We start from the raw sequence: 23993 nt of genomic DNA, 5'->3' as shown, positions 1-23993 counted from the left end.
CAATGAACTTCTCAAGTTATAAAAAATACCTGATGGTGCCCATCCTGTTGTCGATGGGTGCCTGTGGCGGTTTCGTTGACGATATCAACGTATCGCCCAATAACTCGGCCACAGCCACTCCTTCTGTTCTCTTGCCAACCGTGCTGGCCGGTGCCGGTTTTGCCAACAATGGCGAACTGAACCGGTTTGGCTCCGTGGTTATGAACTACCTCGCCGGGGCCAACGGAAGTCCGGCAGCTTATGATATTTTCAATACCAACGGAGCTGATTTTGGGAATCAATGGCGCTTCGATTTATACGGAGGAACGCTGGTTAATGCCCAGAAACTCATTGAAGTGGCCAACCAGACCGATTCAAAGATGTATACCGGTATTGCCAAGATCATGAAAGCGTATGCCTTCAGCATGGCAACGGATATCTGGGGGGATGTTCCGTATTCACAGGCGCTGAAAGGCGAGGAATTTCTGCAACCCCGGCTCGACAAACAGGAAGATATCTACAAGGGAAACCAGGCTCAGGGTATTCAAAGTTTGTTCGACCTGGTGCGGGAAGGGCTGGCGGACCTGGAAGTGGCTTCGACCCTTACGCCGGTACAAGCGGCTTCGACCCTCAAGCCGACAACGGATGACATCGTTTACGGCGGAAACCTGGACAACTGGAAACGCGCGGGTAACACCATGCTGCTGAAACTGGCCAATACCATCAGCAAAAAAGAGCCGGCTCTGGCCAAACAGATCATCACGGAGGTGCTGACCAAGAATATGTACATCACCAGCAATGCGCAGGATCTGAACGTCAAATTTGGTAGCAGCGTCGGCAGTACCAGCGCCATCTGGAACCTGGCCATTTTCGGTTCATTCAGTAACGAACTGATTATGAGCACCCGGTTTTTGAACGTACTGCGTCCCAGTGCGACCGACCCAACGAAAACCGATCCGCGGCTACCGGTATTTTTCACGAAACCAGCCGCTGATTATGTAACCATTGACAACGGTTTCCGGGGTACCTTGCCCTCGCCCGCCACCACCTGGTCACGCTACGCTCCGTACGTTACCGGTGCTCAGGGTGAAGGACCGGTGCGGCTGGTTACTAACTTTCAGCGGGCGTTTATTCTGGCCGAATCGGCCCTGACGCTCGGCACGCCGGGTGATCCGCAGGCGCTTTATACCGAAGGCATTACGGCTTCGATGAAATTGGCGGGCATCACCGACGCGGCCATTACGGCGTACCTGGCGGCCAATCCGAATGTGGCTACGCTGACGGGAACCAACGAACAAAAACTGGAACAAATCATCACCCAAAAGTGGATTGCATGGACGGGCAATGGGCTGGAGTCCTGGAACGACTGGCGCAGAACCGGTTATCCCAAGCTGACCGCTTCACTGAATGCGGTCGGTATTGACGGAACGCGGCCGGTTCGGGCGGCTTACATCACGCAGGAAATCGAGCGAAATCCGGCTTTCCCGAATCCGGGTCCACAGTCCAACGTACGCGTGTGGTGGGATGTTGATTAATCAGTCATTCGTTAACAAAGATACTATCATGAAAAAAATAACTCAATTCCTTCTGCTTACCGTACTCGCGTTTGCCGGCGTTTCCTGCAAAGACGATTACGTTTACAGCGACCTGGTTCAGGACAACCGGCCGGCCGTTCCTGTAACTTACACAGGTGCAACGACCTATGGTTTCGACCCGTATTACGAAGTATCGCTGGCGGCTGGTGGTAACATCAAAATTACCCTTTCAATCCCGGCTTCGAGTGGGCGGACGATCAAGGAGATCACCAAAGTAGCGGCTGGCGCCACCAGCATCAACGCCGGAACGCTGACAACGGCGGGCAACTACAACACCGCTCCCATCGCCGGAAACGGAACGACGGCGGAGTTTACTACGACTGTCAAGGATTTTGCCGCGAAAAGACCCGCCGTTCCTACGACTCTGCTGGCTTTGCCCAATTTCCGGGAAATTGCGTTTGTTTTCCTGGTCACGCTGGACAACGGTTCTACAGTTGTAGCGACGCCCGTGCGGGTGCGCATTCTGGCCTGATTGGTATGCATTACAAGTAAAAAGGCGATCCCGGTGCCGGGATCGCCTTTTTACTTATAGTCTTTCGGATAAAGCGTGGTTGATGCCGCGTTTATTCCACCCCTTTTACCTGCATCTCTAAAGTGTAAACCGACTCCGATGCGGTAATGAAAAGCGTGCTGCGGTCCTTTCCGCCAAAACAAATATTGCCAACCCAGCGCGATGGAACCGGAATCACCTGAAGTTTTTCGCCGGTGGGGTTATAAACGGTTACACCCCGGCCACTGAGATACACATTGCCCTGCTTGTCGAGCGTCATCCCATCGGAACCCTGCGAAACAAAAAGCTGGCGGTTGGTCAGCGAACCATCGCCGTTGATCTGGTATTTATACGTTTTGTTGGCGCGAATATCGGCCACATACAGAAACTTACCATCAGGCGTTCCCACAATGCCGTTGGGTTGCATCAAATCGCCGTCGACGACAACCGGTTGTTTTTTCCCTTTGGGCAAATAATAGACTTTTTGACCGTCAAGATCCGGTTTTTTTCGTTCCCAATAATCCCGCTGGTAATAGGGATCGGTGAAATAAATACCGCCTTTCGAATCAATCCACAAATCATTGGGACCATTGAGTCGCTTGCCTTCAAAATCAGTTAACAAAACCGTCACTTTACCTTTTGGGCTGATCGACCACAGCTCGTCTTTTTCGTCGGCGCAGGAAATCAGATTCCCTTTTTTATCAAAAAAAAGTCCGTTGGAACGTCCGGTTTTGTCCATATACAAGGACAGCTTGCCGTCTGTATCGTACTTCCAGATTTTATCGTTGGGCTGATCGGTAAAATAAATATCCCCCTTTTTATTGACGGCGGGGCCTTCGGTAAATTTAAACTGGCTGGAAATCTGTTTCGGTACGGCCCCCGGTGCGGTTACTTTAACCGAATCGGCTCCGTTGACCGGCTTTTCGCGGCTCACGCTTTTCAATGAACACAGCAGCAGACTCACGAAAAGGAGGCTGCCTTTTCCAATACATTTCATAGGCATACGAGTAAGGTTCAGGAATATGCGAAGATAGCAAATTCCACTTACCAGGGCACTTCCCGTTTGTCTTTCCAGAACTTACCCGTGTCGTGAAGTGGAGCTTCTGTAGCCAGCCAGACGGCCGTCTCAGCTCCCTTTTCAACGGAGCGATTGGCGCCGGAGCCGCCCATACTGGTTTGTACCCAGCCCGGATTAGTGCAGTTTACGGCGATGTTTTTTCCCGCCAGAGCAGCCGCAAATTGCCGGGTCATCGCGTTCAGGGCGGTTTTTGAAAGACTGTAGGCCGGATAGTCGTCCTGCATGTGAGAAAGAGAACCCAGATCACTGGTCATATTGATGATTCGCCCACCAATTTCACTTTTTTCCAAAAACGGCAGAAAATCCTGAATCACCATGATTGGGCCGATAAGATTGGTTTTGAGCGTACGTTCCAGCGACTCCGCATTGAGTTTGCAAATGGATATATGCCGGTCACTATCTTCCAGAATGGCCGCATTATTAACCAGAACGTCTAAATGACTGGCTTTTTGGGAGAAGGCCCCATAAGCGTTTTTGATGCTGACCGGGTCGGTAACATCCATGTGAAGGAAGATGGCTTCATACCCTTGCTCACATAATTCACGAACGGCATCACGACCTTTTTCTACATCGCGCGAAGCCATGAAGACCGCATAGCCTTTCTTGCACAACTCGCCAGAAATCTCTTTTCCCAGTCCCCGGTTTGCACCGGTTACTAAAGCAACTCTTTCGTGATTGGTGTTCATGACTTCAATGATTGAATTGTAGATTTTAATCACGCCCGGCACTAATGCCCAGTCATAATTACATCAGTTCTACAATTCAATCATCAAAATTGTTTAAAAAGACGCCTTATTTGGGAGCATGTAAGTTACATATGATTGCACAATCAATAGCCTATTTCCGTTTTAACAGGCCCGATTATGAATCTTTACCCAATGCTTTCACGGCTCCATAAAGCATGTCAGTCATTTTGCGTGAACTTTCATCACCCAGGATATCGGCATAACGACGCATCAGGTTGTCCCATGCTTTTTTGATATCGGGCAACATCGTGATGCCTTTTTCAGTGGCATAAACCAGTGTGTGTTTTCCCTCGATCTTCCGCTCAACCAGTTTTTTCAATTCAAGTTTTTCAATCAGGCGGGTAATGGTCGACGGCGTCAAATGCAGCTCTCCACTCAATTCTTTAGGCTGAATACCGGGGTTCTCGATAGCTTCTTTCAATACAAAAGCGTGGGAAGCGGTTAGGCCCAACCGACCAAATTCATCGTCGGAAATGTTAGTCATTACTCTCGCTAATGCGTTTGCCGTAAAATTAAGGCAACTACTGTACTTTGAAATCCGTTTTTTTTCTGCGATCATGACTGCTAGGGTTTTAAAAATTCAAAGACTTTTATGTTACCGTTTCGTAAATATAACGAACTTAATTAAAATTAGTTTGTCAAAGCAATTGTTTTTTAAAGTAAGCCGGATTCTTTGTTACTAATTTATTAACACAAATGACAACAGTTTTTACAAAAATCAAAAAGTAATAATACTTGTCGATACATTTAAGTTATTAAACGGTACTAAAGATGCAAGAAAATAGAAGATATGTACAATTATTCAGATTTCCTTTTCTCAGCTTATTATAAAGAGAGAGCGCCGGTTTCTCTACGATACTTCGGGTAGTTACTAGCCTGCGTGTTACGCTGAACGCTGATTTTCTTATCGATAGTCGAAATCATTTAGAAGGCAGGTGAATTTCTGCCATCATACAACGTGCCGATCCTCCGCCATTGGCTTCGATGGTTGACAAATCGAAATGGAACAAAGTAGCAAAATCGTCCAATTCGTCCTGTTGCCGGGCCGACAGCGAATTATACGCCCGGGTCGACATAATGAGCAATTTTTGACCTTTTCGGGACGTGACCAAAAGCATATTTCCGGCAAAATGAGCCATCTGCTCCATCGTAATATCAATCACGTGTTTGCCGCTGTTCACCAGCGACTGCCGGATCATCAGCCGCTCGTCGGGGTCGGCAATGGCCGACAGACAAACGATAGCAAAAACGTCGCCGATACACATAACGACATTGGTATGATAAACCGGTATGCCGAGCTGATCGACCGCCGAAAAAGTCACGACACTATAGCCGGTCTGTTTGCTGAATTCGGCCAGAACGCTGGCGTCGGTTCGGGGTGACAAACAGGCGTAGGCAATTCGCTTCATTCGGTCCAAAACCATACTACCGGTTCCTTCGAGGTATTTCCCCTCCTGCTCAAAATGCGTCAGGTCAATAATTTTGGCAACGTGGTAATTTCTGGCGAGATCGTCGATAATATCCAGTCGCCGTTCGAGCCGCCGGTTTGGTGCCTGCATGGGATACAAAACCACCGTGCCACTGTAATGAAACGACACCCAGTTGTTGGGAAATATCGAATCAGGCGTATACGGTTCCGGCAAATCGTCATAAATAATGACATTGACTCCGGCGGAAATCAGTTGATGCGTCATTTCATCGAACTCCCGCAGCGCCTTTTGCTGGGCAACATCCCGGTTTTTAGCCGCCAGTTCGCGGTCCTGAAATGCATTGCTCCCGGCGGTTTCTTCATTAAACCCAAACCGTACGGGCCTGATCATTAATAGATTTGAAGTCGTCTGCGATTGCATAGGGTTAGGTAATTGGGTTATAACTCGGCACGTAACAAGGGCAAACTCATGCAGTGAGAACCGCCCCGTGCCCTCGACAGTTCAGCCGATGGTAGCATAATGAATGTATTTTCAATTGTTTCCGGATCGGCTTCTCCGCGTTCAAACCGTTCCAGCAAGTCGGCCGCCCGAACCGTTTCAAATCCAGCCTGGCGAAAGGCTTCCAGGGTTTTGTCGTTCCGGTCGTATCCAATCACCACACCGTCTTTCAGAGCCAGCAGATTACAAGAATCAGTCCATTGTTCACGGGCCCCGAACGGAAATTCGTTGTTGCCGGAATAAATAAACTGCACCGGTTCCGAACATCCCAGATCATCCCGGCTGATGGAGGTCAGCAGGTCCTCGAGGTTTTCGATTTCAACGGGTTTGTGTTCAGCCCCTTTGGTAAACTGAATGATCCGCAATGCTTCCGGAACATCTTTAGGGGCCAGGAAATGCAGCAGATCGCGTTTTTTGGCCTCATCGCCCACCCGTCCCAGCGAGCCCAACAGCACCCACATATTGCGTTTTACCTGCGTAAAAATGGTATCGATATGCATATAATCCCGCTTCTTGGGAATCTTGACAATCGTAACTTTATCGACCACATTCTTATCGAACAGCAAACGAATCACCTGTTGGGCGGCATAGAGGGTGGTTCGTTCGCTACACCCAATCAGCAGGTGGTTTTTAGCCACCATCATCACATCGCCCCCCTCGAGTGTCGTGCGGGAATAATCGTTACTTACCTCGTTGTCAGGCAATAAGAAATGATGTTCATTATCGGGGATTTCAATAATCTTATCCCGGTATTTACTAAATAACGGGTGGTAAAAAAAAATATACTGCGCCAGAAAAGCCTCCCGGGTGCGGGCCAGTTTGGCGGGTTTATTGAGCAAAATATGGCTATTAATAACTATGCCAATGTCACGCGTAAAGATAAGATTGGGCAGTGGCGCAAACAACATCGTCCGGTCGGGCAAGGATCCGGAGATGAGAATTTTGGACAATTCGACGGGATCGTATCCATACAACTGGTTCTGAATGTGGAAACGACACCGCTCAACGGCGCAAATGCCCGAAATTAACCGGGTACGAATCACCTCATCCTTCAAAATATCAGTCAGCAGGTACTGAAGATCGATAACGGCGTCGGACTGAAAATAATCCGGATGGTCCGGTTTGAAGAAATTGCGCTCCGGATCGGTACTGATCCAGGCAAGTTTGCCGCGAATTTTATCCGGATCGAGAAAATACAGTAAAATTTTTACGTAGAAGTCGTACTCATCTTTCCGCATCGTTTCCAGATGAACGATATCTTCGAAAAGCCAGTCCTGCGCTTTGGATGGCACTACTTTGCCCAGCCCACGGTCGGGGCTGTGAATCAACAGCCGTTTCAACGAACCGACTTCGGAGGCTACCCTGATTTCCTGTGTGCGGACCGGATGATTACCATTTTGCATAAAAAAGGGGAAACTGCTTCAGGTTGCAAGGTAAGGCTTTGGGTAGTGAAAAAAAAAGCCGGGTCCGTTCCGTTAACGAAATGCAGTGAGCGTCAACTTTTAACGGGTCTAAATTGTTACCTGATCGTGTAGCTATCGCTTCATCCATTACCTTTGCAGTTTAATTAAGTAGTAATTAACCTCCTGTTATGCTAACTATTAGCAATTTACAAGCATCTATTGGCAGTAAAGAGATATTGAAAGGTATTAACCTGGAAGTCAAAGCCGGTGAAGTACACGCGATTATGGGGCCCAACGGCTCCGGAAAAAGCACACTGGCATCGGTGCTGGCAGGTCGCGAAGATTATGACGTAACCGACGGCAGTGTCATTTTTGAAGGGAAAGACCTGTTGGAAATGGCCCCCGAAGAGCGGGCCGCCGAAGGTATTTTCCTGGCATTCCAGTATCCGGTTGAGATTCCGGGGGTCAGTACCACCAATTTTCTGAAAACGGCCATGAATGAGATCCGGAAATACCGCGGTCAGGAATCACTGGATGCCGTTCAGTTTCTGAAACTGATGAAGGAAAAGATGAAACTGGTCAATATTGACCAGTCGCTGCTGAGCCGCTCCCTGAACGAAGGATTTTCGGGCGGTGAAAAGAAACGGAATGAAATTTTCCAGATGGCCATGCTGGAGCCTAAATTAGCTATTCTGGACGAAACCGATTCCGGCCTGGACATCGATGCGCTGCGGATCGTGGCCGAGGGCGTCAACCAACTGCGTTCCCCCGAACGGGCTACCATCGTGGTTACCCACTACCAGCGCCTGCTCGACTATATTGTTCCTGATTATGTTCACGTTCTCTATAAAGGCCGCATTGTGAAATCCGGCCCGAAAGAACTGGCATTCGAACTCGAAGAAAAAGGCTACGACTGGATCAAAGCAGAAGTGGAAACGGTTTAAAATAAGTGATGGATGATGAACGATGGATGATGAATTGATTACGTCAGTTAATTCATTATTCATCGTTCATCATCCATCATTCATAACTCATTAAGAATGACTCCCAATCAGCCCAATAACGATCTCAAATCCAAGCTACTGGCAGATTTTCGGACCTCGGAAGAGCGGATGAACGGTGCCAGCAAGTCGGCTTTGCATCAAATCCGGCGCGAAGCCCTCAACCAGTTCGACCGTCTGGGCTTTCCAACCGTCAAGCACGAAGAGTGGAAATACACCAATGTCAATAGTTTAGTTAAAGAGGTATTCGAATTCAATGCCTCGTCCGAGATAACGCTGGAAGACCTGGCTCTGTTGGAATCCTCCCGTTTAGACGGCAATGTTCTCTACTTTGTCAATGGCCGCTATCAGCCCCAGCTGTCGAAAATTGTTAGCCCCACCAGCCAGCTTTCGATCACTACGCTGGCCGATGCGGTGAAAACCATGCCGGATTTACTAAACCAGTATTTTGCCAAATACGCAGACTATCAGGACAATGCTTTTACGGCACTGAATACGGCTTTTGCGCACGAAGGTGTGGTTATTAAAGTTCCGGCGAATACGGTTGTGGAAGCGCCGACCATTCTGCGTTTTGTGTCCGACGCCCGGCAGGTAAATGTGGCCTCCCAGCCACGGAACCTGTTTATTGTCGATAAAAACGCGGAAGTGAAGGTGGCCGAATCGTTCCGGACGCTGGGCGATCAGGCCAGTTTTACCAATGTGGTAACGGAGATTGTGATGGCAGAAGATGCCCGGATGGAGTATTACAAGATCCAGAACGAGTCGGACATGGCCTATCACATCGGCACCACCCAGGTGTATCAGCAGGACCGCAGCCACTTTTATTCGGCCACGGTAACGCTCGATGGCGGTTTCATCCGCAACAACCTGAACATTGCCCTCGACGGTTCCAACTGCGAAGCACACATGTACGGTTTGTATTTTCCGAACGGACGCCAGCACATCGACAACCACACGCTGGTGGATCACCGCAAGCCGAATTCCCACAGCAACGAATTGTATAAAGGCATTCTGGAAGACCGGGCGACCGGCGTCTTCAACGGCAAGATTTTCGTTCGTCAGGATGCCCAGAAAACCAACGCCTACCAATCGTGCAAGAATGTGGTGTTGTCGAACGATGCCACCATGAACACCAAACCGCAACTGGAAATTTTTGCCGACGACGTCAAATGTTCGCACGGTACGACAACCGGTAAACTGGACGAAGAGGCCTTGTTTTACCTCCGGTCACGCGGTATTCCGAAAGTGGAAGCCCAGTCGCTGCTGATGTTCGCTTTTGCGGAAGATGTCATTAAGAAAATTAAAATTGATCCGCTCCGCGAGCAAATCGAGCGCCGGATTCAGGCCAAACTCGCCCGATAATTAAGAAGTATGAGTTAAGAGTCATGAGTTAGTTAAATGCATAAGCCAACTCTTAACTCTTAACTTTTAACTCTTCATTCTTACTTCTTTATGGAAACTGCGACACACGAGATTCTTGATATAGAAGCCATTCGCCGGGATTTCCCGATTCTCGATCAGGTTGTGAACGGGCGGCAGCTGGTTTATTTTGATAACGCGGCCACGACGCAAAAACCGCTGCCCGTCCTCAACGCACTGACTCGGTATTATGAAGGCTACAACGCCAACATTCACCGGGGCATTCATACGCTGGCCGAGAAGGCCACGTCGGCGTTTGAAGCATCGCGCCGGGCCATCCAGCAATTCCTGAACGCAGCCCATGTCGAAGAAATTATTTTTACGTATGGCACCACGGACGGTATTAACCTGGTGGCCCAGACCTACGGACGGCGGTTTTTGAAAGAAGGGGATGAAATCATCATCAGCACGATGGAACACCATTCGAACATCGTTCCGTGGCAGATGCTGTGTGAAGAAAAAGGCTGCGTACTGAAGGTAATCCCCATTGATGATGAGGGCGATCTGATTCTGGAAGAATACGAAAAATTGCTTTCTGAACGGACCAAATTCGTCTCGGTGGTGCACGTTTCAAATGCCCTGGGAACGATCAACCCGGTCAAAATCCTCATCGAAAAAGCACACGCCGTTGGTGCGAAAGTGCTGATTGACGGGGCGCAGGCCAGTTCGCACATCGACATCGATGTTCAGGCGCTGGATGCTGATTTTTACGTCTTTTCGGCGCACAAACTGTATGGCCCGACCGGTATGGGCGTTCTATACGGCAAACGCAATCTGCTGGATGCGATGCCGCCCTGGCGGGGTGGTGGCGAAATGATCAAGGAGGTTACCTTCGAAAAAACCACCTACAACGATCTGCCCTATAAATTTGAAGCCGGTACGCCCAATATCGCCGATGTGATTGCGGTTTATGCGGCATTGGACTACATCGATACACTCGGCAAAAAAAACGTGGCGGCTTATGAACACAGCCTGCTCGAATACGCTACGGAAGCACTTGGAAGCATCGACGGTTTGCGAATAATTGGTCAAAGTGCCGAGAAAATCAGCGTTGTATCCTTTGTGCTGGATGGGATTCACCACCAGGATACGGGCGTCATTCTCGACCAGCAGGGCATTGCCGTCCGAACGGGCCACCACTGCACCCAGCCGCTGATGCGCCGGTTTAACCTGACGGGAACCACCCGGGCCTCCTTTGCGGTTTACAACACGAAAGAGGAGATCGACCGGCTGGTACAGGGTTTACTAAGGGTCAAAAAGATGATGCTCTAATCTTAACGTATTTCAATCATGATTACGGAAGTAACACTGAAAAAGAGTCAGGTAATCAACAGTTTTCAGGATTTACCCGAAGACGTTACGGCTAATGATCTAATTGAACGAATCTTATTTATACAGCGCGTCGAACGGGGTTTGCAGCAGATTGAAAGAGGTGAAGTAATTGCTCATGAGCAAGTTATGCAGGAACTTAGAGCACTGAAAAAGCAGTGATCATAGCTTGGAGTGCTGAAGCAAAAGAAGAAGTCAAGGATATTTATTCTTATTTACTTGATGAAGCTCCTGTTCTGGCAGATGACTGGGCAGACGAATTAGAAAATAAGTTAAAGCTAATTACGGACTTTCCGGAAATGGGAAGAAAGGTACCTGAGTTTTACATTTCATTCATCCGTGAAGTAGTTGTGGGCCGTTATAGACTGGTATAGACTTATCAGGATGAAGTCATTAAAATAGTTGCAATTCGTCCCATGGGCCGACCTTTGGGTAAGTTATAAATATGACCATCAACGAGAAACAGGACGAAATTATCGAAGACTTCGATCTCTTTGACGATCAGCTCGATAAGACGCAGTATATCATCGATATCGGGAAGAAATTACCGCCCATGCCGGCGCAATTCCAGACAGATGAGAATCTGATTCGGGGATGTCAGTCGAAGGTGTGGCTGCACGCCGAGATGCGGGGCGACACCGTCCATTTCGAAGCCGACAGCGAACCGACGGCCCAGATCAGCAAAGGGCTGGTGAGCTTGTTGATCCGGATTTTGTCGGACGAAAAAGCCGAAGACATTGCCAATGCCAATCTGTATTTTATCGACCGGATTGGGTTGAGTACTTTAGTAACCTCCCGACGTGCGGGCGGGCTGGCTTCGATGATTCAGCAAATGAAGCAGTTTTCCGCAGCCCACATCGGTACGAACCAGGCCGCCGAGCGGTCAACGATTTAATCGACAAGGTCATGAATGATGAAGAACTGAAAGAAGAAGTGGTAAAAGCCCTGAAAGACGTCTACGATCCGGAAATTCCCGTGGATGTGTACGAGTTGGGGTTAATCTACGAAATTAAAATATTCCCGGTCAATAACGTCTACATTTTGATGACGCTGACGTCGCCTTCCTGCCCCTCGGCCGGAACCATTCCGAGCGAGATCGAAGCCAAAGTGCGGGCCATTGAAGGCGTTAATGATGTAAGCGTCGAGCTAACGTTCGACCCACCCTATACCACCGAAATGATGTCGGAGGTAGCCAAGCTGGAATTAGGCTTTATGTAGAATGAACGGTTAAGGGGTGGTTGTGGTTAACCGGTTAATCAGGGGTTGAATGTCGGATCGCAATCTTAACCTTTTCAACCATCCAGCCCTTGAGCCCTTATTCATTAGGATAACGATTTACTATAAACTTTAAAACTCAATACAATGTATCCTCCACATTTAGTCGCCCCGATGAAGGACGACCTGCTTAGTGTCGGTTTTGAGGACCTGAATACCGCCGAGAAAGTCGACGAGGTAATGGAAAATGCCGAAGGCACTATGCTGGTCGTTGTCAACTCGGTTTGCGGATGCGCGGCCGGAGCGGCTCGTCCGGGTGTCAAAGCGGCTTTGAACCTGAGCGGTATCAAACCCGATAAACTGGTGACGGTTTTTGCCGGTGTCGATTTTGAAGCCACGGCCCGGATGCGCGAATACCTGCTGCCTTATCCTCCGTCATCACCGGCAATCGGTATTTTTAAAGACGGTGAGCTGGTGCATTTTATCGAACGGCACCATATCGAAGGGCGTTCAGCGCAAATGATCGCTCAGCACCTGGAAATGGCTTTCGAAGAGTTCTGCGAAAAGGCCTAATCGACTTTGTTTTGTATTAAAAAGACCACTAGCGTTTTTGCTAGTGGTCTTTTTAATACCCCAGAAAAACAGACCAATATTAAACTATACGAATATAGTCATTAAAGATATAATCAAAATTGCAAAATAGTAGATAGTTGTATTTTTTTGTGATATGAAACAACTCTACTGTCTAGCCATTCTCTGTCACCTTTTTTCAATTTCGGCTTTCGCTCAACATTCATCTCCTCACCAGGCTTTTGGCTTCGCGGAAATAGGGGCTTTCGGCTCAACCGCCGAACGAACACCGTTCTGGATGAGGTCCAATCAATATGGAATTATTCCTTTATCGGCTCCCGCCGGAACCTTGCGGCTCGGCATTCAGGGATCTCTGCTGCTGACCGATACAACCTCGGTCCGGTCTTTTACCCATCCCGGTCGGGAATGGACGCTATCCTATACCGCGGAGGGAGTTGGTAATGCCGGAAAAACCAATCAAATTCTGCTGCCGGAAGCGTATGTAAAACTAACCCACCGACGCATCGAACTGGTCATCGGACGCCGACGGGAATCCATCGGCCTGGTCGACTCCAGCCTTTCGTCGGGTTCACACAGCTGGTCCGGAAATTCCCTGCCGCTCCCCCGAATCCAGCTCGGCACCCGGGGCTTTGCGCCCCTCGGTCGCCGGGGTACGGTGGCCATCAGCAGCCTGTTTTCGCACGGATGGTTTGCCAACACCCCGTTTGTGCAGGGTTCCTACCTGCACCAGTTTCAGTTTATGCTGCGGATCGGCAAACCGTCGTGGCCGGTTCGCTTTTACGGTGGAGGACTCAAGAATGCCCAGTGGGGAGGCCGGTCGGATTTTCTTTCTCCCGCACTGGCGGTAAACGGCCAACTGCCCAGTCGACTGAGTGATTTTCCCAATGTAGCTTTTGCCATTCGGACCAACGGGGCCAATAATCCTCGCATCACGGCTTACGACTATGTCAATTTATACGGTAATCACGTAGGCCATTATGACTTTGGCACGGAGTTGCTGTTCAAGAGAATCAATCTGATGTTCTACCACCAGCATCCCTTCGAAGATTTGACGGGAATTGTCTTTCAGAACTTTCCGGATGGCTTATACGGTATCCGGCTCCGAACCAGCAAGCGGTCAAAAGCGGTATTCCACCTGAATACACTCGTCCTGGAGGTGCTGTCTTCAGTCTATCAAAGCGGCCCGCCTTCTAAAAAAAGCTTATCGTTTGGCATCGCCGGCGATAATTATTTTAACAACTCCCAATACAAGGAAGGCTGGATTTACCGCGACCGGGTGATTGGCACCCCCTTTATGACCCGTTTAGCAGACGCCAAGCCAGCGTATCAAATTGGCTATGTTGTTAACAATAACCGCGTGCAGGCAACGCACGTCGGGCTGAGTGCGACCATCGCCCAGCAGGTGGAACTGGTCGGTAAGTTCTCCTACAGCCGCAACCGGGGCACTTACCAGACACCGTTACCCGGTTCGCCAACGCAATTTTCGTCCATTGTACAACTCGGGTTGCCGGTACCGTGGCTGGGAGGTTGTTGGCTAACGGCTGCGGTTGCCGTTGATTCGGGGCAGCTCTATGAGAATGCCACGGGCGGTTTTATCAGTTTGCGCAAAACCATCTGGCAAACATCACACGCCCGAATTCCCAAAAAACCGGTCGGATTCCTTTGAGCTATTGCACCACTTTGGCCTGCCCCAGAACCCGCAGCAAATTACCGCCCCAGATCTTGGCAATAGCCTGTTCCGAGTAGCCTTTTCGAACCAGTTCAAGCGTCAAGGCTTCGATCTGGCTAACGTCTTCCAGACCGTTGACGCCCCCGCCCCCGTCGAAATCGCTGCCAATGCCGACGTGGTCGATGCCCACCAACCGGACAATGTAGTCGATGTGTTTGACAATGTCCGAAACGCTCGCCCGCTCGTAAGCATACCGCTTCTGGATCGAATCCTCCTTGGCATCGAGCCGTGTCCGCATCTCCGGCGTTACGACCCGCCCCACGCCCGACATCCGGACGGAATTTAAGGCCTGGCGGTGTTCATCGGACGGTTTCCGGAGGTAATCGCTCACAAAATTTACCTGGATCACTCCTCCTTTGGCCGCCAGTGCTTTAATCATTTCATCGGTCATGTTCCGCGGAAAATTGCAAAGCGCACGGACATTGGAATGGGAAGCAATTAAAGGCGCTTTCGATAACGCCAGCGCGTCGTAGAATGATTTATCGGAAACGTGAGAAATATCGATCAGAATACCCAGCCGGTTCATTTCCGGAACCACTTTCTTTCCAAAATCACTCAATCCGTTGTGAAGCGGCCCATCGGGGTCGGTAGCGGAGTCGCAAATGGCGTTATTGGCAAAGTGGGCCAGCGTAATGTAGCGGCACCCCAGGTCGTAGTAGGTTTTCAGCATCGCCAAATCTTCGCCCACCGGATAGCCGTTTTCCATCCCGATAAATACCGCCCGTTTACCGGCTTTCTTGATTCGGTAGGCATCGTCGGGTGTTGTGGCCAGTTCGGCCAGATCGGGGTGTTTTTTCAGAGCGGCATCGATACGTTTAAAAATCGCCAGTGCTTTCGCTTTTGCTTCCGCGTGGCCCTCCGGCGTGCGGGGTCCCTGCGCCAGATAAACCGCAAAAAACATGGCGTCCATACCGCCTTCTTTCATGCGGGGAAAGTCGATTTGCGATTTATCACGCACCCGGTCGTGGCGCTCGCCAACGTCAAAACCGTCTTTCACCATGTTGATCGGTGCGTCGGCGTGGGTATCGAGCGTAAGAATGCGCTGGTGAATTTTATGGGCTTTCCGGGTCAGGCGATCGGAAGGCATGAAAAAGATAGTAAGCAGCAGAACTAAAGAAAGAATGGGGTTCATCAACAATTGGTCTAAATCCCAAGTTAGAAAAGAATAGCGAAAATAGTGCTATTATCGCCACTGAAATCGGCTGAGAGACGGTTCGCGGATCTGTTTCTGCTGGCCTTCAGCGTCTTCAAAAATTGATTTTTTAACAAACCAGTAACCACATGACCCCAACTGCCCTCATCACCGGTGCCACTTCCGGCATTGGTCTTGCCATCGCCACTGCTTTTTCAAAATTGAACTACCGGCTGATTTTATGTGGACGCCGACAGGAGCGGCTGGACGAATTACAACAGTCGCTCGGCCAGAACTCGGCATGCTATACGCTCAATTTCGATGTCCGCGATCGGGCCGCTGTCGAAACCGCCATCGCTTCCCTGCCTGACGATTGGAAAACCGTCGACATTCTGATCAATAACGCCGGCAATGCCCACGGAATGGGGCCGATTCACGAGGGCGACGTTGACGACTGGGATGCCATGATCGACGGCAATGTAAAGGGATTGCTGTATGTTACCCGAGCGGTTTCGCCGGGAATGGTAGCAAACGGCCGCGGTCACATCGTCAACATCAGTTCCATTGCCGGAAAACAGACCTACGCCAACGGGGGCGTATACTGTGCCTCCAAAGCCGCTGTCGAAGCCCTGAGCACAGGCATGCGGCTGGATTTGACCCAGCACGGCATTAGAATAACCAACATTGCCCCCGGTGCCGTCGAAACCGAATTTTCGCTGGTTCGTTTCAAAGGGGACGAAGCCCGGGCCGCCAAGATTTACGAAGGCTTCTCGCCCTTAACCGCCACCGACATTGCCGACGCCGTCGTCTATGCCGTCACCGCTCCGCCCCACGTAACCATCGCCGACATGACGATTCTGGCTTCCGCCCAGGCCGCAGCCACGACGATCTACCGGAAATGAGGTGTTGATGGTTGAATGGCTAAGAACGGCTAAATGGCTGAACTGTGGTTGGGATGGCTAAGAATGGTTAAAGATGCCGTCAGCCATCCAACCATTTTTACCCATTCCAACCATCCTTCAATCATCAAAACCTAAAATTTACTTTAAAATCATGCACGTCGACGTCGCGTGGGCGTAGAGTTTGCCCTGTTCGTCTTCGACCCGTGCTTCGGCAGTGGCAACGCTGCGACCGACGTGAATGACGCTTCCGGTACAGATCAGCCGGCCGGTTTTCGAGGTCACCGGCCGGACCAGGTTCACTTTCAGTTCAAGCGTGGTGTAGCCCACGCCAGCCGCCAGTTTGGTGTGAATGGCACAGCCCATGGCGGAGTCGCAGAGGGTACTCAACAAACCGCCGTGTACGACGCCAATGGGATTATAGTGGAATTCGGACGGAATGACGCTAAAAACCGCTTTTCCATCTTCCATCGCCACCGGATCAAAGTCCAGGGTCTGGCAAATGGGCGGAAGCGGGTTGACACCATCCAGAATGCTTTGTAAATACTCCAGTCCAGACATGGTTTTGGCGGCCTGTGCGCCCTGCATGGGATCTTCCCAGTTATACGATCGTTCTCTTTCGTCTGCTGCCATTGGATAATTGTGTTGGGGATTTTTAAATGGGTATTCGGTTTACAGTTTACGGTGGCTGACGCGTTAGCTGGCATGCGTCAGCCACCGTAAACTGAATACCGTAAACCGTAAACTTATTAATTCGTCTTTCCTTTCTTCATGGCCTGCATCAGCTGGCCGATGTGGTAGGAATTGTGGTGCATCATAAACACCAGGCCCTGAAAACGGGTGACCTCGCCCCAGGGTAAATGAACCACCTCGTTCCATTGCACTTCGGAAGTTTCGCCGATGGCCGTTGTTACCGCTTCCTGCGCCTGCCCAAGCAAACTGCGAATGTACGGGATTCCGATTTCTTTCCCTTCATCCTCAGCGCGCAGTGTCTGCGGCTGAAAGTCAATTTTTGTCCCAAACAGCGGGCGGGAAAAGGTGAGCATAGTTTCGGCAATGTGGAGCGCAATAAAACCGGCGGAGGCCGTTTCGGGAGTGAGTCGATTCCGGCGGTTGTCGTCCGATAGTTTACTTAACGGCCCTGCCAGGGCCTGCTGGTGGGTTTTCCAAAGTTGGCGGATCAAGTCGGTTTGCATAACTAGCGGTCAGTTCCGGTCGATTTTTAACGTTAAAATCTGGTTTGAAATCTGCGCCAGTGCCTCTACGGCCTCCGGGCCCAATTGCCCGCCAACCTGTTCGTGCATCGCTTTCCAGCGAGTCTGACAGCGCCCGGCCACCTGCTTTCCCGTCTCGGTTAGAAACAAGCCCGCCCGAACCGCATCGGTGATCCAGCCGTGGCGCTGCAACAACTGCACATCCCGGCTCAAAGCCGATTTTTCGATCTGCAGTCGTTTGGATAACGTCATCTGCCGGATTCCCGGTTCCCCGAAAATCTGCATGAGCAGACTGGCCTGGGCAAACGTAACGCCCTCAGCGGCAAAGGCTTCGTTATACAGCGATGTGATCACGCGTGAAAGCATGCGCAACCGCCCGGCAATGCAAAAATCGTTGTGCCGGGAACAGGTTTCATCCATTTTCTCTGCCAAGATTTTCCGCTTTAGAATGAGAAAGATCGGCTAAAACGCCCTCTTTCAACGAAAACGTTGAAACCCGAATCTGTTGAATCCCGTAGGCCCGCAGTAAATAATCGATCAGACAAGCGCCCACAACAATCATATCGACCCGCAATTCAAGCATGCCCGGCAGTTGCATCCGCCCGGCGTGGTTTCGCGTTAAAAGTTGTTCATACGACCGATAAAATTCACGCACGGGCAACTCGAAAGCCGTCTGGCGCGCATCCGGCAATTGCCCTTTTTCGTGCATAAAGTACAGATCGACCAGCGTATCGAACGACCCCGACGAACCAACCAGAACACCGGGCGCATACTGATGAACGGCATTCGTGAGCGGCAATAACTGCTCCTGAAAATACCGGCTCAATCGACTCACCGCCGTCTGACTAATCGGGTCGGTTTCCATAAACCGCTCCAGCAGCCGCTGTCCGCCCATTTCGAAACTTTGTTTCCAGTAAATCCGTCGGTCGGTGCACAAAATAAATTCGACGCTGCCACCACCGATGTCGACCACCAGCGCCATTTGCTCATCGAGCGCCCCCGCAGCCCGGACGCCGGAATAAATGTAACCGGCTTCTTCATCGCCCGAAATCGTGCGGATGGCAATACCGGTTTCCTGCCGGATCCGTTCGATAAATTCAGCTTGATTCCCGGCATTTCGAATGGCGCTGGTTCCGATTGCAACGACCGCTTCGGGCCGGACGTGATGGTCATCGATGACCGACCGAAAATACCGCAAAACCGTTAAGGCCCGTTCCGTGGCTTCGTCGGTGATAACGCCCTGATTGATACCGGCTTTCCCGATTTTTGTCGGCCGGCTCTCCCGAAAAAGCGTCTGACCCGCGTCTGTAATCATTAAATGAAAGGTATTCGTTCCGAGGTCAATAACGGCCTGTTTCATGCAAGGAAGGGTATGGATGGTCTGAATGGTTTTGATAATTTAAATGGCTGAAAAGAGTTAAAGGGGCAAAATGGTTGAAAGGCTACCAGCAATTAAAACCATCCTTAAACCATGCAACCATTTTAACCATTCCAACCATCAAACCTATTCAACCAGCTACTCATTTCATTGTTAATCATTTCGTGCAAAACTATTGGTTTTTTCCTTCCGGAAACATACCTTTGCAATCCGTTTGGTATCAGAAAATTAACGAATTGCAGGATATGCTTATCATAAACGTCAAAGAAAACGAGTCAATTGACAAAGCCCTCAAGCGCTTTAAGAAGAAATTTGAAAAAACCGGCGTATTGCGCGCTTTACGTTCCCGGACTGCTTTCCAGAAACCGTCGATCAAACGTCGTCAGGAAATTCTGAAAGCCGTTTACCGCGAAAAAATGTACGGCAGCAATAGTGAAGTATAGTTTGTAGTCCAAATCTCGGCAACAGCATGGGTTGGCAGTAGGCATTCGCTTACTGCTTTTTTTATGGTATCTTGGTCCTGTATTCCTATTCTCAACGCTCCTATGGTTTCGCTTTTCCTTGAACACATTCGCTACGAGAAACGCCTGAGCCACCACACCCTGACGGCCTATCGCATTGACATCGACCAGTTTCAGACGTATTTAAAAAGTCAGTATGAGCTGGAAAAACCCGAGAATGCGACCTTTCAGATGATTCGCTCATGGATTGTCAGTCTGGTCGAAACCGGTTTGGATAAGACATCGGTCAATCGGAAAATTGCTACGTTGCGGAGTTTTTTTGATTTCATGCTGCGCCGGAAAGTGATTGACACCGATCCGATGCTGAAAGTTTCGGCGCTGAAAACCAGCAAAAAAATTCCGGTTTTTGTCGAAGAAAAACCCATGGAAACCTTGCTGGATGACGTCGACTTTCCGGACGACTTCAAGGGGTTGCGCGACAAACTGGTGCTCGAATTACTCTACGGAACCGGGATTCGTCTGGCCGAACTGGTGGGGCTCAAAATGACCGATGTGAATCTCTACGAAAAAACCATTACGGTTTTAGGCAAGCGCAATAAGCACCGGATCATTCCGGTACCGAATCCGCTGTTCGCCCTGATTCAGCATTACCAGCAAACGAAGGAAACGGAATTTGGCCCGAAAGCCGACCCGGTTTATCTGATTCTGAGCGACCAGGGCGTTAAAGCGTATCCGGTTCTGATTCAGCGGATTGTAAAGCGGTATCTGGGTCTGGTGACGACGCTGGAAAAGCGAAGTCCGCACGTTCTGCGGCATACTTATGCGACGCACCTGCTAAATCGGGGCGCCGATCTGAACGCCATCAAGGATTTGCTGGGCCACAGCAGTCTGGCCGCTACGCAAATCTACACGCACACCACCATCGATAAATTGAAGAAAGCGTATAATCAGGCCCATCCGAAGGCCGGGTAAGTTGGGTGGTTTCAATCTGCTTACTACTTTTACGGCATGAATTCTTCAGCACTTTCCGACACCCTGCTTGACCTGATCCGGCTGCAACCCAATGCCGAAAAAGCCGTTGCGTACCTGACTCAGCAGGCCGACGCCTACCAGCATCAACCCACGCAAGCGGTTTTTTACCGTGTTTTCACCGCCATTCCGCGTTTTGTCGGCAAACAGACGCTTACGGTATCGTCCGAAAAAGCGCAGGAAATAAAAGCATTACGCGACGGCTTTTCGGTTGAAGGCTGGACGCTCGACCGGCTGGCGCGGGTTTGGTGGCTCCTCCAGCTGTCGTCCGACGATCAGGCGGTTTATTTCAGCACCATCGAAAACCTGTTCAAAGCGGCCGAAATGAACGAACTGGCGGCTTTGTATTCGGCCCTGCCCGTCCTGCAATTTCCCGAACACTGGCGGTTTCAGGCCACCGAAGCTGTGCGGAGCAACATTGCCCCGGTTCAGGACGCCCTCATGCTGCACAATCCCTACCCGGCCGAACAACTGGACGAACCGGCCTGGAACCAGCTCGTCATGAAGGCATTTTTTAGTGACAAACCCGTCGACCAGATCATCGGTTTTCAGGAACGAGCCAACTCCAGCCTGGCGCGGATTGCCGTTGATTATGCGCAGGAACGGCGGGCGGCCGGACGCAGCATTCATCCCGAACTCTGGACGCTGGTAAAACCGTTCGTGACGGAAGCAAACCGGGCGGAATTGGAAACGTTATTCAGTACCCACGGACTTTAGTCCGTGTTCTTTGAGTTTAATAAACACGGACTAAAGTTCGTGGGTATGTTACAGCCAGCGATACGATAAACCGACGGAGAACAGCAGATTCGAGCTGTTTTTAAGCTCGTTATACTTAAAAAAGACGTGCTGATACTGCGCCTGGATTTCACCGCCGAGGTTATTATTCTTTCCAAACTGAAACTTGGCCCCCACGGCCGGTGCCAGCGCTCCCCGAACACCGGTTTTCTGATCGACCAGGGTTCCGTAGTACTTGGCATAATCGACATACGCACCACCGGCTCCGAGTTGGACATACGGCCGGACAACGGCCGTAATATCGTTCAGATACACCGATCCGATGGCCAGCAGGGGCACCACCGTTAGCGCCCGGGTTTGCACCGCCGAGACTTCCGACCCATCATCAAACGTATACGTCTGACGCGGCAACCGTTCACTGCTGTACTGCTGTCCGATGCGCCCGCCGACCGAAAACCGCCCCGGAAACATGGCTTCAATGGCCACCGCGAAGTTGCGCGTCCCGACCTTGTCCATATAGTTCTGCTGGCTGCCCATTGGCAAACCAACCCCGTAGAAAACCGTGGCCCGACCGGACACAAAACGTTCGTAGAGCGAATTCGTGAAGCTTTTGGATTGATCTTCCTGTTCGGCATCCGTCTGAGCCATCGCTCCCAACGCCCAGATCAGCCCGATTACGCTAAATAAGATTCTCTTTTTCATGACTGTTAGAAGATTAGAGCGTAAAGAGACAAGGACCGGTTTATCGGTTGTGTCTCGTCCCGGCTCCTTGCTCTTTATTCATCATTGATTGGTCCGCAGGTATGCCGACTGTTGAAACACGTTTGAAAGGATGGAATTGACGGAAGTTTCGTCAAAAATACCGCTGCCGCGAATCTGGGCTTGCCAGATCACGTTCAGCTTCTGGTCGGTTCGGTTCGGATTCCGCAAATCAACCAGCTGAATCATCCAATAGGTATCACTGACCTCGTAAAATGAATAATAGCTCGGATAACCGTATCCATAGCCATAACCGCCTAAACCACCTAAACCGCCGTAGCCCCAATAATCGAGGTAATAGGGCGAATACGGCATCGATGTCACGCCCAGATAACTGTTGTTGATCCGCAGAACGGCAACGCCCAGATCAGGATTGGCATTCCGGCTCACCCGCTGATAGCCCCGGCTGGTCAGTTCCTGCGCCAGACGATCCAGAAACTGCGGCTCCATGCCCGCCATCGATACACGCTGCTGGTCGTTGACCACTTCCACAACCGAATCCGGCAAACTGAACGTGCGGTAGTTGGCAAAGTTGACCGATCGGTCGTGATTGGTAATAAAAACCTGGCTTTCTTCGGGTGTCAGGTTATCGATTGGGTCGGGTCGGCAGGAACTGATTCCACCTCCAATTCCGCCACTTATGCTTGCCCACAGTAGGATCCGAAATACAGCTTTCATGATTACTGAATGAAATAGTACAACTTAGTTTTTACTTAAATAACGATAAAAGCACCGCGTCTAGTCAACGAAACGGCTGGTGTTACGGTTTTTAATAAAAATCTAATGGCCCTTTTTCCGTTATCCTGGTAATTGAACCGCAATCGTCCGGGATGCCGCTTGCAACTGGGTTGCTCCCCGACTAACTTTGCTTTTTAAAGCCGACACACTCATGAGTTTTTTAGATACCATTCGCGGGATGAAGTTTTTTGACATGCACGTTCACATGACGGCCCGCACCACGGATGATTACCAGGCGATGGCCGACGCCGGTGTTGTGGCCGTTATCGAACCGGCGTTCTGGCTCGGCCAGCCCCGCACGGGCGTCGATTCGTTCCGCGATTATTTTGCGAGCCTCGTCGGCTGGGAGCGGTTTCGGGCGTCGCAGTTCGGCATCCGGCACTACTGCACGATCGGCCTGAACTCCAAAGAATCCAACAACGAGGCCCTCGCCGAGCAGGTCATGGAGATTCTGCCTTTGTTTATTTACAAAGAGGGCGTCGTTGGCGTCGGTGAAATCGGGTTCGACGACCAGACTCCTGCCGAAGAAAAATACTACCGGGCGCAGTTGGAACTCGCCAAAGAAGCCGGGTTACCGGTTCAGATTCACACGCCCCACCGTGACAAAAAACAGGGCACCAGCCGCAGCATGGACATCGCGCTCGAACACGGTCTGGACCCCGGCATGGTGATTGTCGATCACAACAACGAAGAAACCGTTAAGGAAGTCCTGGATCGCGGCTTCTGGGCCGGTTTTACCATTTATCCCTTCACCAAAATGGGCAATGAGCGCATGGTTGAAGTGGTGAAACAGTATGGACCCGAGCGGATTATGATCAATTCGGCCGCCGACTGGGGCATCAGCGATCCGCTGGCCCTGCCCAAAACCGCAGCCTTGATGAAAGAACGCGGTATTTCCGACGAAACCATCCGGCTGGTTACCTTCGAAAACGCCGTAACGGCTTTTGCCCAGAGCGGCCAGATCAGCCTCGCCGACTTCGAACAGCCAATCGACATCGACCAGAGCCAGCGCTACAATGGCAGCTCGGTGTTGCGCGGAGGCCAGGCCCCGCGGGTGGATAAATCATCAACGATTATTAAATAATGATGAATGATGATCGCCGAACGATGAATGGGTACGCGTTAGCCCCATTCAACGTTCATCG

General features: G+C 50.5%; 28 protein-coding genes. 16 read left to right on the top strand and 12 right to left on the bottom strand.

The window, feature by feature from the left end:
- Window positions 1-2 precede the first annotated feature (2 nt).
- Both EHT87_RS24480 and EHT87_RS24475 read left to right on the top strand, forming a co-directional pair.
- Complete coding sequence (locus tag EHT87_RS24480) at window positions 3-1514, top strand: SusD/RagB family nutrient-binding outer membrane lipoprotein (RefSeq protein WP_124909296.1); 1512 nt, start codon at window positions 3-5, stop codon at window positions 1512-1514.
- Between the two features lie 28 nt (window positions 1515-1542).
- Window positions 1543-2046 carry a hypothetical protein gene (locus EHT87_RS24475; RefSeq protein WP_185716344.1) on the top strand — a complete coding sequence of 168 codons (504 nt, stop codon included), beginning with the start codon at window positions 1543-1545 and terminating at the stop codon, window positions 2044-2046.
- A 91-nt stretch (window positions 2047-2137) separates the two neighbouring features.
- Here the strand turns inward: EHT87_RS24475 and EHT87_RS24470 are convergent, their stop codons facing one another.
- The 5 genes from EHT87_RS24470 to EHT87_RS24450 form a co-directional block, all read right to left on the bottom strand.
- On the bottom strand, window positions 2138-3061 hold the full coding sequence (locus EHT87_RS24470) for an SMP-30/gluconolactonase/LRE family protein (RefSeq protein ID WP_124909295.1): 924 nt from the start codon (window positions 3059-3061) through the stop codon (window positions 2138-2140).
- Between the two features lie 47 nt (window positions 3062-3108).
- The gene (locus tag EHT87_RS24465) at window positions 3109-3828 is read right to left on the bottom strand and encodes an SDR family NAD(P)-dependent oxidoreductase (protein WP_124909294.1); all 720 of its coding nucleotides are present in this window, start codon (window positions 3826-3828) and stop codon (window positions 3109-3111) included.
- Between the two features lie 175 nt (window positions 3829-4003).
- The gene (locus EHT87_RS24460; protein ID WP_124909293.1) at window positions 4004-4447 is read right to left on the bottom strand and encodes a MarR family winged helix-turn-helix transcriptional regulator; all 444 of its coding nucleotides are present in this window, start codon (window positions 4445-4447) and stop codon (window positions 4004-4006) included.
- Window positions 4448-4808: 361 nt separating this feature from the next.
- A complete protein-coding gene (ctlX, locus tag EHT87_RS24455; protein WP_124909292.1) occupies window positions 4809-5738 on the bottom strand; it encodes a citrulline utilization hydrolase CtlX in 930 nt (309 codons plus the stop codon).
- 17 nt (window positions 5739-5755) lie between these two features.
- On the bottom strand, window positions 5756-7219 hold the full coding sequence (locus EHT87_RS24450) for an arginine deiminase family protein (RefSeq protein ID WP_124909291.1): 1464 nt from the start codon (window positions 7217-7219) through the stop codon (window positions 5756-5758).
- 188 nt (window positions 7220-7407) lie between these two features.
- Here EHT87_RS24450 and sufC point away from each other — a divergent pair, with 188 nt between their 5' ends.
- The 9 genes from sufC (at window position 7408) to EHT87_RS24405 (ending at window position 14440) form a co-directional block, all read left to right on the top strand.
- On the top strand, window positions 7408-8163 hold the full coding sequence (sufC, locus tag EHT87_RS24445) for a Fe-S cluster assembly ATPase SufC (protein ID WP_124909290.1): 756 nt from the start codon (window positions 7408-7410) through the stop codon (window positions 8161-8163).
- Between the two features lie 96 nt (window positions 8164-8259).
- Complete coding sequence (sufD, locus tag EHT87_RS24440) at window positions 8260-9582, top strand: Fe-S cluster assembly protein SufD (protein ID WP_124909289.1); 1323 nt, start codon at window positions 8260-8262, stop codon at window positions 9580-9582.
- A 90-nt stretch (window positions 9583-9672) separates the two neighbouring features.
- Window positions 9673-10911, top strand: a complete 1239-nt coding sequence (locus EHT87_RS24435) for a cysteine desulfurase (protein ID WP_124909288.1) — start codon at window positions 9673-9675, stop codon at window positions 10909-10911.
- Window positions 10912-10929: 18 nt separating this feature from the next.
- Window positions 10930-11130 (top strand): hypothetical protein, encoded by a 201-nt coding sequence (locus tag EHT87_RS24430; RefSeq protein WP_124909287.1) that lies wholly within the window; start codon window positions 10930-10932, stop codon window positions 11128-11130.
- A complete protein-coding gene (locus EHT87_RS24425) occupies window positions 11127-11342 on the top strand; it encodes a type II toxin-antitoxin system RelE/ParE family toxin (protein ID WP_229321321.1) in 216 nt (71 codons plus the stop codon). The genes EHT87_RS24430 and EHT87_RS24425 overlap by 4 nt, the downstream gene beginning before the upstream one ends.
- 71 nt (window positions 11343-11413) lie before the next feature.
- The gene (locus EHT87_RS24420) at window positions 11414-11863 is read left to right on the top strand and encodes a SufE family protein (RefSeq protein ID WP_124909286.1); all 450 of its coding nucleotides are present in this window, start codon (window positions 11414-11416) and stop codon (window positions 11861-11863) included.
- A gap of 11 nt (window positions 11864-11874) precedes the next feature.
- Window positions 11875-12186 carry an SUF system Fe-S cluster assembly protein gene (locus EHT87_RS24415; RefSeq protein WP_124909285.1) on the top strand — a complete coding sequence of 104 codons (312 nt, stop codon included), beginning with the start codon at window positions 11875-11877 and terminating at the stop codon, window positions 12184-12186.
- 144 nt (window positions 12187-12330) lie between these two features.
- Entirely contained in the window at window positions 12331-12756 is a 426-nt protein-coding gene (locus EHT87_RS24410) for a BrxA/BrxB family bacilliredoxin (RefSeq protein ID WP_124909284.1), read from the top strand.
- Between the two features lie 154 nt (window positions 12757-12910).
- The gene (locus EHT87_RS24405) at window positions 12911-14440 is read left to right on the top strand and encodes a capsule assembly Wzi family protein (protein WP_124909283.1); all 1530 of its coding nucleotides are present in this window, start codon (window positions 12911-12913) and stop codon (window positions 14438-14440) included.
- Between the two features lies 1 nt (window position 14441).
- Here the strand turns inward: EHT87_RS24405 and EHT87_RS24400 are convergent, their stop codons facing one another.
- Window positions 14442-15590 (bottom strand): dipeptidase, encoded by a 1149-nt coding sequence (locus EHT87_RS24400; protein ID WP_229321319.1) that lies wholly within the window; start codon window positions 15588-15590, stop codon window positions 14442-14444.
- Between the two features lie 194 nt (window positions 15591-15784).
- On the opposite strand from EHT87_RS24400, the gene EHT87_RS24395 reads away from it, so the two are divergent.
- Entirely contained in the window at window positions 15785-16537 is a 753-nt protein-coding gene (locus EHT87_RS24395; protein WP_124909281.1) for an SDR family NAD(P)-dependent oxidoreductase, read from the top strand.
- A gap of 138 nt (window positions 16538-16675) precedes the next feature.
- Here the strand turns inward: EHT87_RS24395 and EHT87_RS24390 are convergent, their stop codons facing one another.
- From EHT87_RS24390 to EHT87_RS24375, 4 genes are all read right to left on the bottom strand, one after another.
- Window positions 16676-17167 (bottom strand): PaaI family thioesterase, encoded by a 492-nt coding sequence (locus EHT87_RS24390; protein ID WP_124909280.1) that lies wholly within the window; start codon window positions 17165-17167, stop codon window positions 16676-16678.
- Window positions 17168-17283: 116 nt separating this feature from the next.
- A complete protein-coding gene (locus tag EHT87_RS24385) occupies window positions 17284-17730 on the bottom strand; it encodes a DinB family protein (protein ID WP_124909279.1) in 447 nt (148 codons plus the stop codon).
- 9 nt (window positions 17731-17739) lie between these two features.
- Entirely contained in the window at window positions 17740-18168 is a 429-nt protein-coding gene (locus EHT87_RS24380; protein WP_229321318.1) for a MarR family winged helix-turn-helix transcriptional regulator, read from the bottom strand.
- Window positions 18161-19108 (bottom strand): Ppx/GppA phosphatase family protein, encoded by a 948-nt coding sequence (locus tag EHT87_RS24375; protein ID WP_124909278.1) that lies wholly within the window; start codon window positions 19106-19108, stop codon window positions 18161-18163. Before EHT87_RS24375 ends, EHT87_RS24380 begins: the two co-directional genes overlap by 8 nt.
- Window positions 19109-19371: 263 nt before the next feature.
- Here EHT87_RS24375 and rpsU point away from each other — a divergent pair, with 263 nt between their 5' ends.
- From rpsU to EHT87_RS24360, 3 genes are all read left to right on the top strand, one after another.
- Entirely contained in the window at window positions 19372-19569 is a 198-nt protein-coding gene (gene rpsU, locus EHT87_RS24370) for a 30S ribosomal protein S21 (protein ID WP_114404259.1), read from the top strand.
- Between the two features lie 102 nt (window positions 19570-19671).
- Window positions 19672-20559: a tyrosine-type recombinase/integrase gene (locus EHT87_RS24365; protein ID WP_124909277.1), complete on the top strand. Its 888-nt coding sequence runs from the start codon at window positions 19672-19674 to the stop codon at window positions 20557-20559.
- 36 nt (window positions 20560-20595) lie between these two features.
- Window positions 20596-21333, top strand: a complete 738-nt coding sequence (locus EHT87_RS24360; RefSeq protein WP_185716343.1) for an EboA domain-containing protein — start codon at window positions 20596-20598, stop codon at window positions 21331-21333.
- Between the two features lie 48 nt (window positions 21334-21381).
- On the opposite strand, the gene EHT87_RS24355 is transcribed toward EHT87_RS24360, so the two are convergent.
- Window positions 21382-22053: a hypothetical protein gene (locus EHT87_RS24355; protein WP_124909276.1), complete on the bottom strand. Its 672-nt coding sequence runs from the start codon at window positions 22051-22053 to the stop codon at window positions 21382-21384.
- 81 nt (window positions 22054-22134) lie between these two features.
- Complete coding sequence (locus EHT87_RS24350) at window positions 22135-22788, bottom strand: DUF4136 domain-containing protein (protein WP_124909275.1); 654 nt, start codon at window positions 22786-22788, stop codon at window positions 22135-22137.
- 211 nt (window positions 22789-22999) lie between these two features.
- Here EHT87_RS24350 and EHT87_RS24345 point away from each other — a divergent pair, with 211 nt between their 5' ends.
- Window positions 23000-23932: a TatD family hydrolase gene (locus EHT87_RS24345; RefSeq protein WP_124909274.1), complete on the top strand. Its 933-nt coding sequence runs from the start codon at window positions 23000-23002 to the stop codon at window positions 23930-23932.
- Window positions 23933-23993 lie beyond the last annotated feature (61 nt).

It is taken from the genome of Larkinella knui, assembly GCF_003858645.1.
GTDB classification, from domain to species: domain Bacteria; phylum Bacteroidota; class Bacteroidia; order Cytophagales; family Spirosomataceae; genus Larkinella; species Larkinella knui.
Note: the sequence above shows the minus strand (reverse complement) of the source record. Positions and strands in the feature narration are given on the sequence as shown.

Excerpts from the sequence above, each read along its gene's own strand:
- EHT87_RS24480 (WP_124909296.1), top strand. The coding sequence starts at position 3 with ATGAACTTCTCAAGTTATAAAAAATACCTGATGGTGCCCATCCTGTTG.
- EHT87_RS24475 (WP_185716344.1), top strand. The coding sequence starts at position 1,543 with ATGAAAAAAATAACTCAATTCCTTCTGCTTACCGTACTCGCGTTTGCC.
- EHT87_RS24470 (WP_124909295.1), bottom strand. The coding sequence starts at position 3,061 with ATGAAATGTATTGGAAAAGGCAGCCTCCTTTTCGTGAGTCTGCTGCTG.
- EHT87_RS24465 (WP_124909294.1), bottom strand. The coding sequence starts at position 3,828 with ATGAACACCAATCACGAAAGAGTTGCTTTAGTAACCGGTGCAAACCGG.
- EHT87_RS24460 (WP_124909293.1), bottom strand. The coding sequence starts at position 4,447 with ATGATCGCAGAAAAAAAACGGATTTCAAAGTACAGTAGTTGCCTTAAT.
- ctlX (WP_124909292.1), bottom strand. The coding sequence starts at position 5,738 with ATGCAATCGCAGACGACTTCAAATCTATTAATGATCAGGCCCGTACGG.
- EHT87_RS24450 (WP_124909291.1), bottom strand. The coding sequence starts at position 7,219 with ATGCAAAATGGTAATCATCCGGTCCGCACACAGGAAATCAGGGTAGCC.
- sufC (WP_124909290.1), top strand. The coding sequence starts at position 7,408 with ATGCTAACTATTAGCAATTTACAAGCATCTATTGGCAGTAAAGAGATA.
- sufD (WP_124909289.1), top strand. The coding sequence starts at position 8,260 with ATGACTCCCAATCAGCCCAATAACGATCTCAAATCCAAGCTACTGGCA.
- EHT87_RS24435 (WP_124909288.1), top strand. The coding sequence starts at position 9,673 with ATGGAAACTGCGACACACGAGATTCTTGATATAGAAGCCATTCGCCGG.
- EHT87_RS24430 (WP_124909287.1), top strand. The coding sequence starts at position 10,930 with ATGATTACGGAAGTAACACTGAAAAAGAGTCAGGTAATCAACAGTTTT.
- EHT87_RS24420 (WP_124909286.1), top strand. The coding sequence starts at position 11,414 with ATGACCATCAACGAGAAACAGGACGAAATTATCGAAGACTTCGATCTC.
- EHT87_RS24415 (WP_124909285.1), top strand. The coding sequence starts at position 11,875 with ATGAATGATGAAGAACTGAAAGAAGAAGTGGTAAAAGCCCTGAAAGAC.
- EHT87_RS24410 (WP_124909284.1), top strand. The coding sequence starts at position 12,331 with ATGTATCCTCCACATTTAGTCGCCCCGATGAAGGACGACCTGCTTAGT.
- EHT87_RS24405 (WP_124909283.1), top strand. The coding sequence starts at position 12,911 with ATGAAACAACTCTACTGTCTAGCCATTCTCTGTCACCTTTTTTCAATT.
- EHT87_RS24400 (WP_229321319.1), bottom strand. The coding sequence starts at position 15,590 with ATGCCTTCCGATCGCCTGACCCGGAAAGCCCATAAAATTCACCAGCGC.
- EHT87_RS24395 (WP_124909281.1), top strand. The coding sequence starts at position 15,785 with ATGACCCCAACTGCCCTCATCACCGGTGCCACTTCCGGCATTGGTCTT.
- EHT87_RS24390 (WP_124909280.1), bottom strand. The coding sequence starts at position 17,167 with ATGGCAGCAGACGAAAGAGAACGATCGTATAACTGGGAAGATCCCATG.
- EHT87_RS24385 (WP_124909279.1), bottom strand. The coding sequence starts at position 17,730 with ATGCAAACCGACTTGATCCGCCAACTTTGGAAAACCCACCAGCAGGCC.
- EHT87_RS24380 (WP_229321318.1), bottom strand. The coding sequence starts at position 18,168 with ATGGATGAAACCTGTTCCCGGCACAACGATTTTTGCATTGCCGGGCGG.
- EHT87_RS24375 (WP_124909278.1), bottom strand. The coding sequence starts at position 19,108 with ATGAAACAGGCCGTTATTGACCTCGGAACGAATACCTTTCATTTAATG.
- rpsU (WP_114404259.1), top strand. The coding sequence starts at position 19,372 with ATGCTTATCATAAACGTCAAAGAAAACGAGTCAATTGACAAAGCCCTC.
- EHT87_RS24365 (WP_124909277.1), top strand. The coding sequence starts at position 19,672 with ATGGTTTCGCTTTTCCTTGAACACATTCGCTACGAGAAACGCCTGAGC.
- EHT87_RS24360 (WP_185716343.1), top strand. The coding sequence starts at position 20,596 with ATGAATTCTTCAGCACTTTCCGACACCCTGCTTGACCTGATCCGGCTG.
- EHT87_RS24355 (WP_124909276.1), bottom strand. The coding sequence starts at position 22,053 with ATGAAAAAGAGAATCTTATTTAGCGTAATCGGGCTGATCTGGGCGTTG.
- EHT87_RS24350 (WP_124909275.1), bottom strand. The coding sequence starts at position 22,788 with ATGAAAGCTGTATTTCGGATCCTACTGTGGGCAAGCATAAGTGGCGGA.
- EHT87_RS24345 (WP_124909274.1), top strand. The coding sequence starts at position 23,000 with ATGAGTTTTTTAGATACCATTCGCGGGATGAAGTTTTTTGACATGCAC.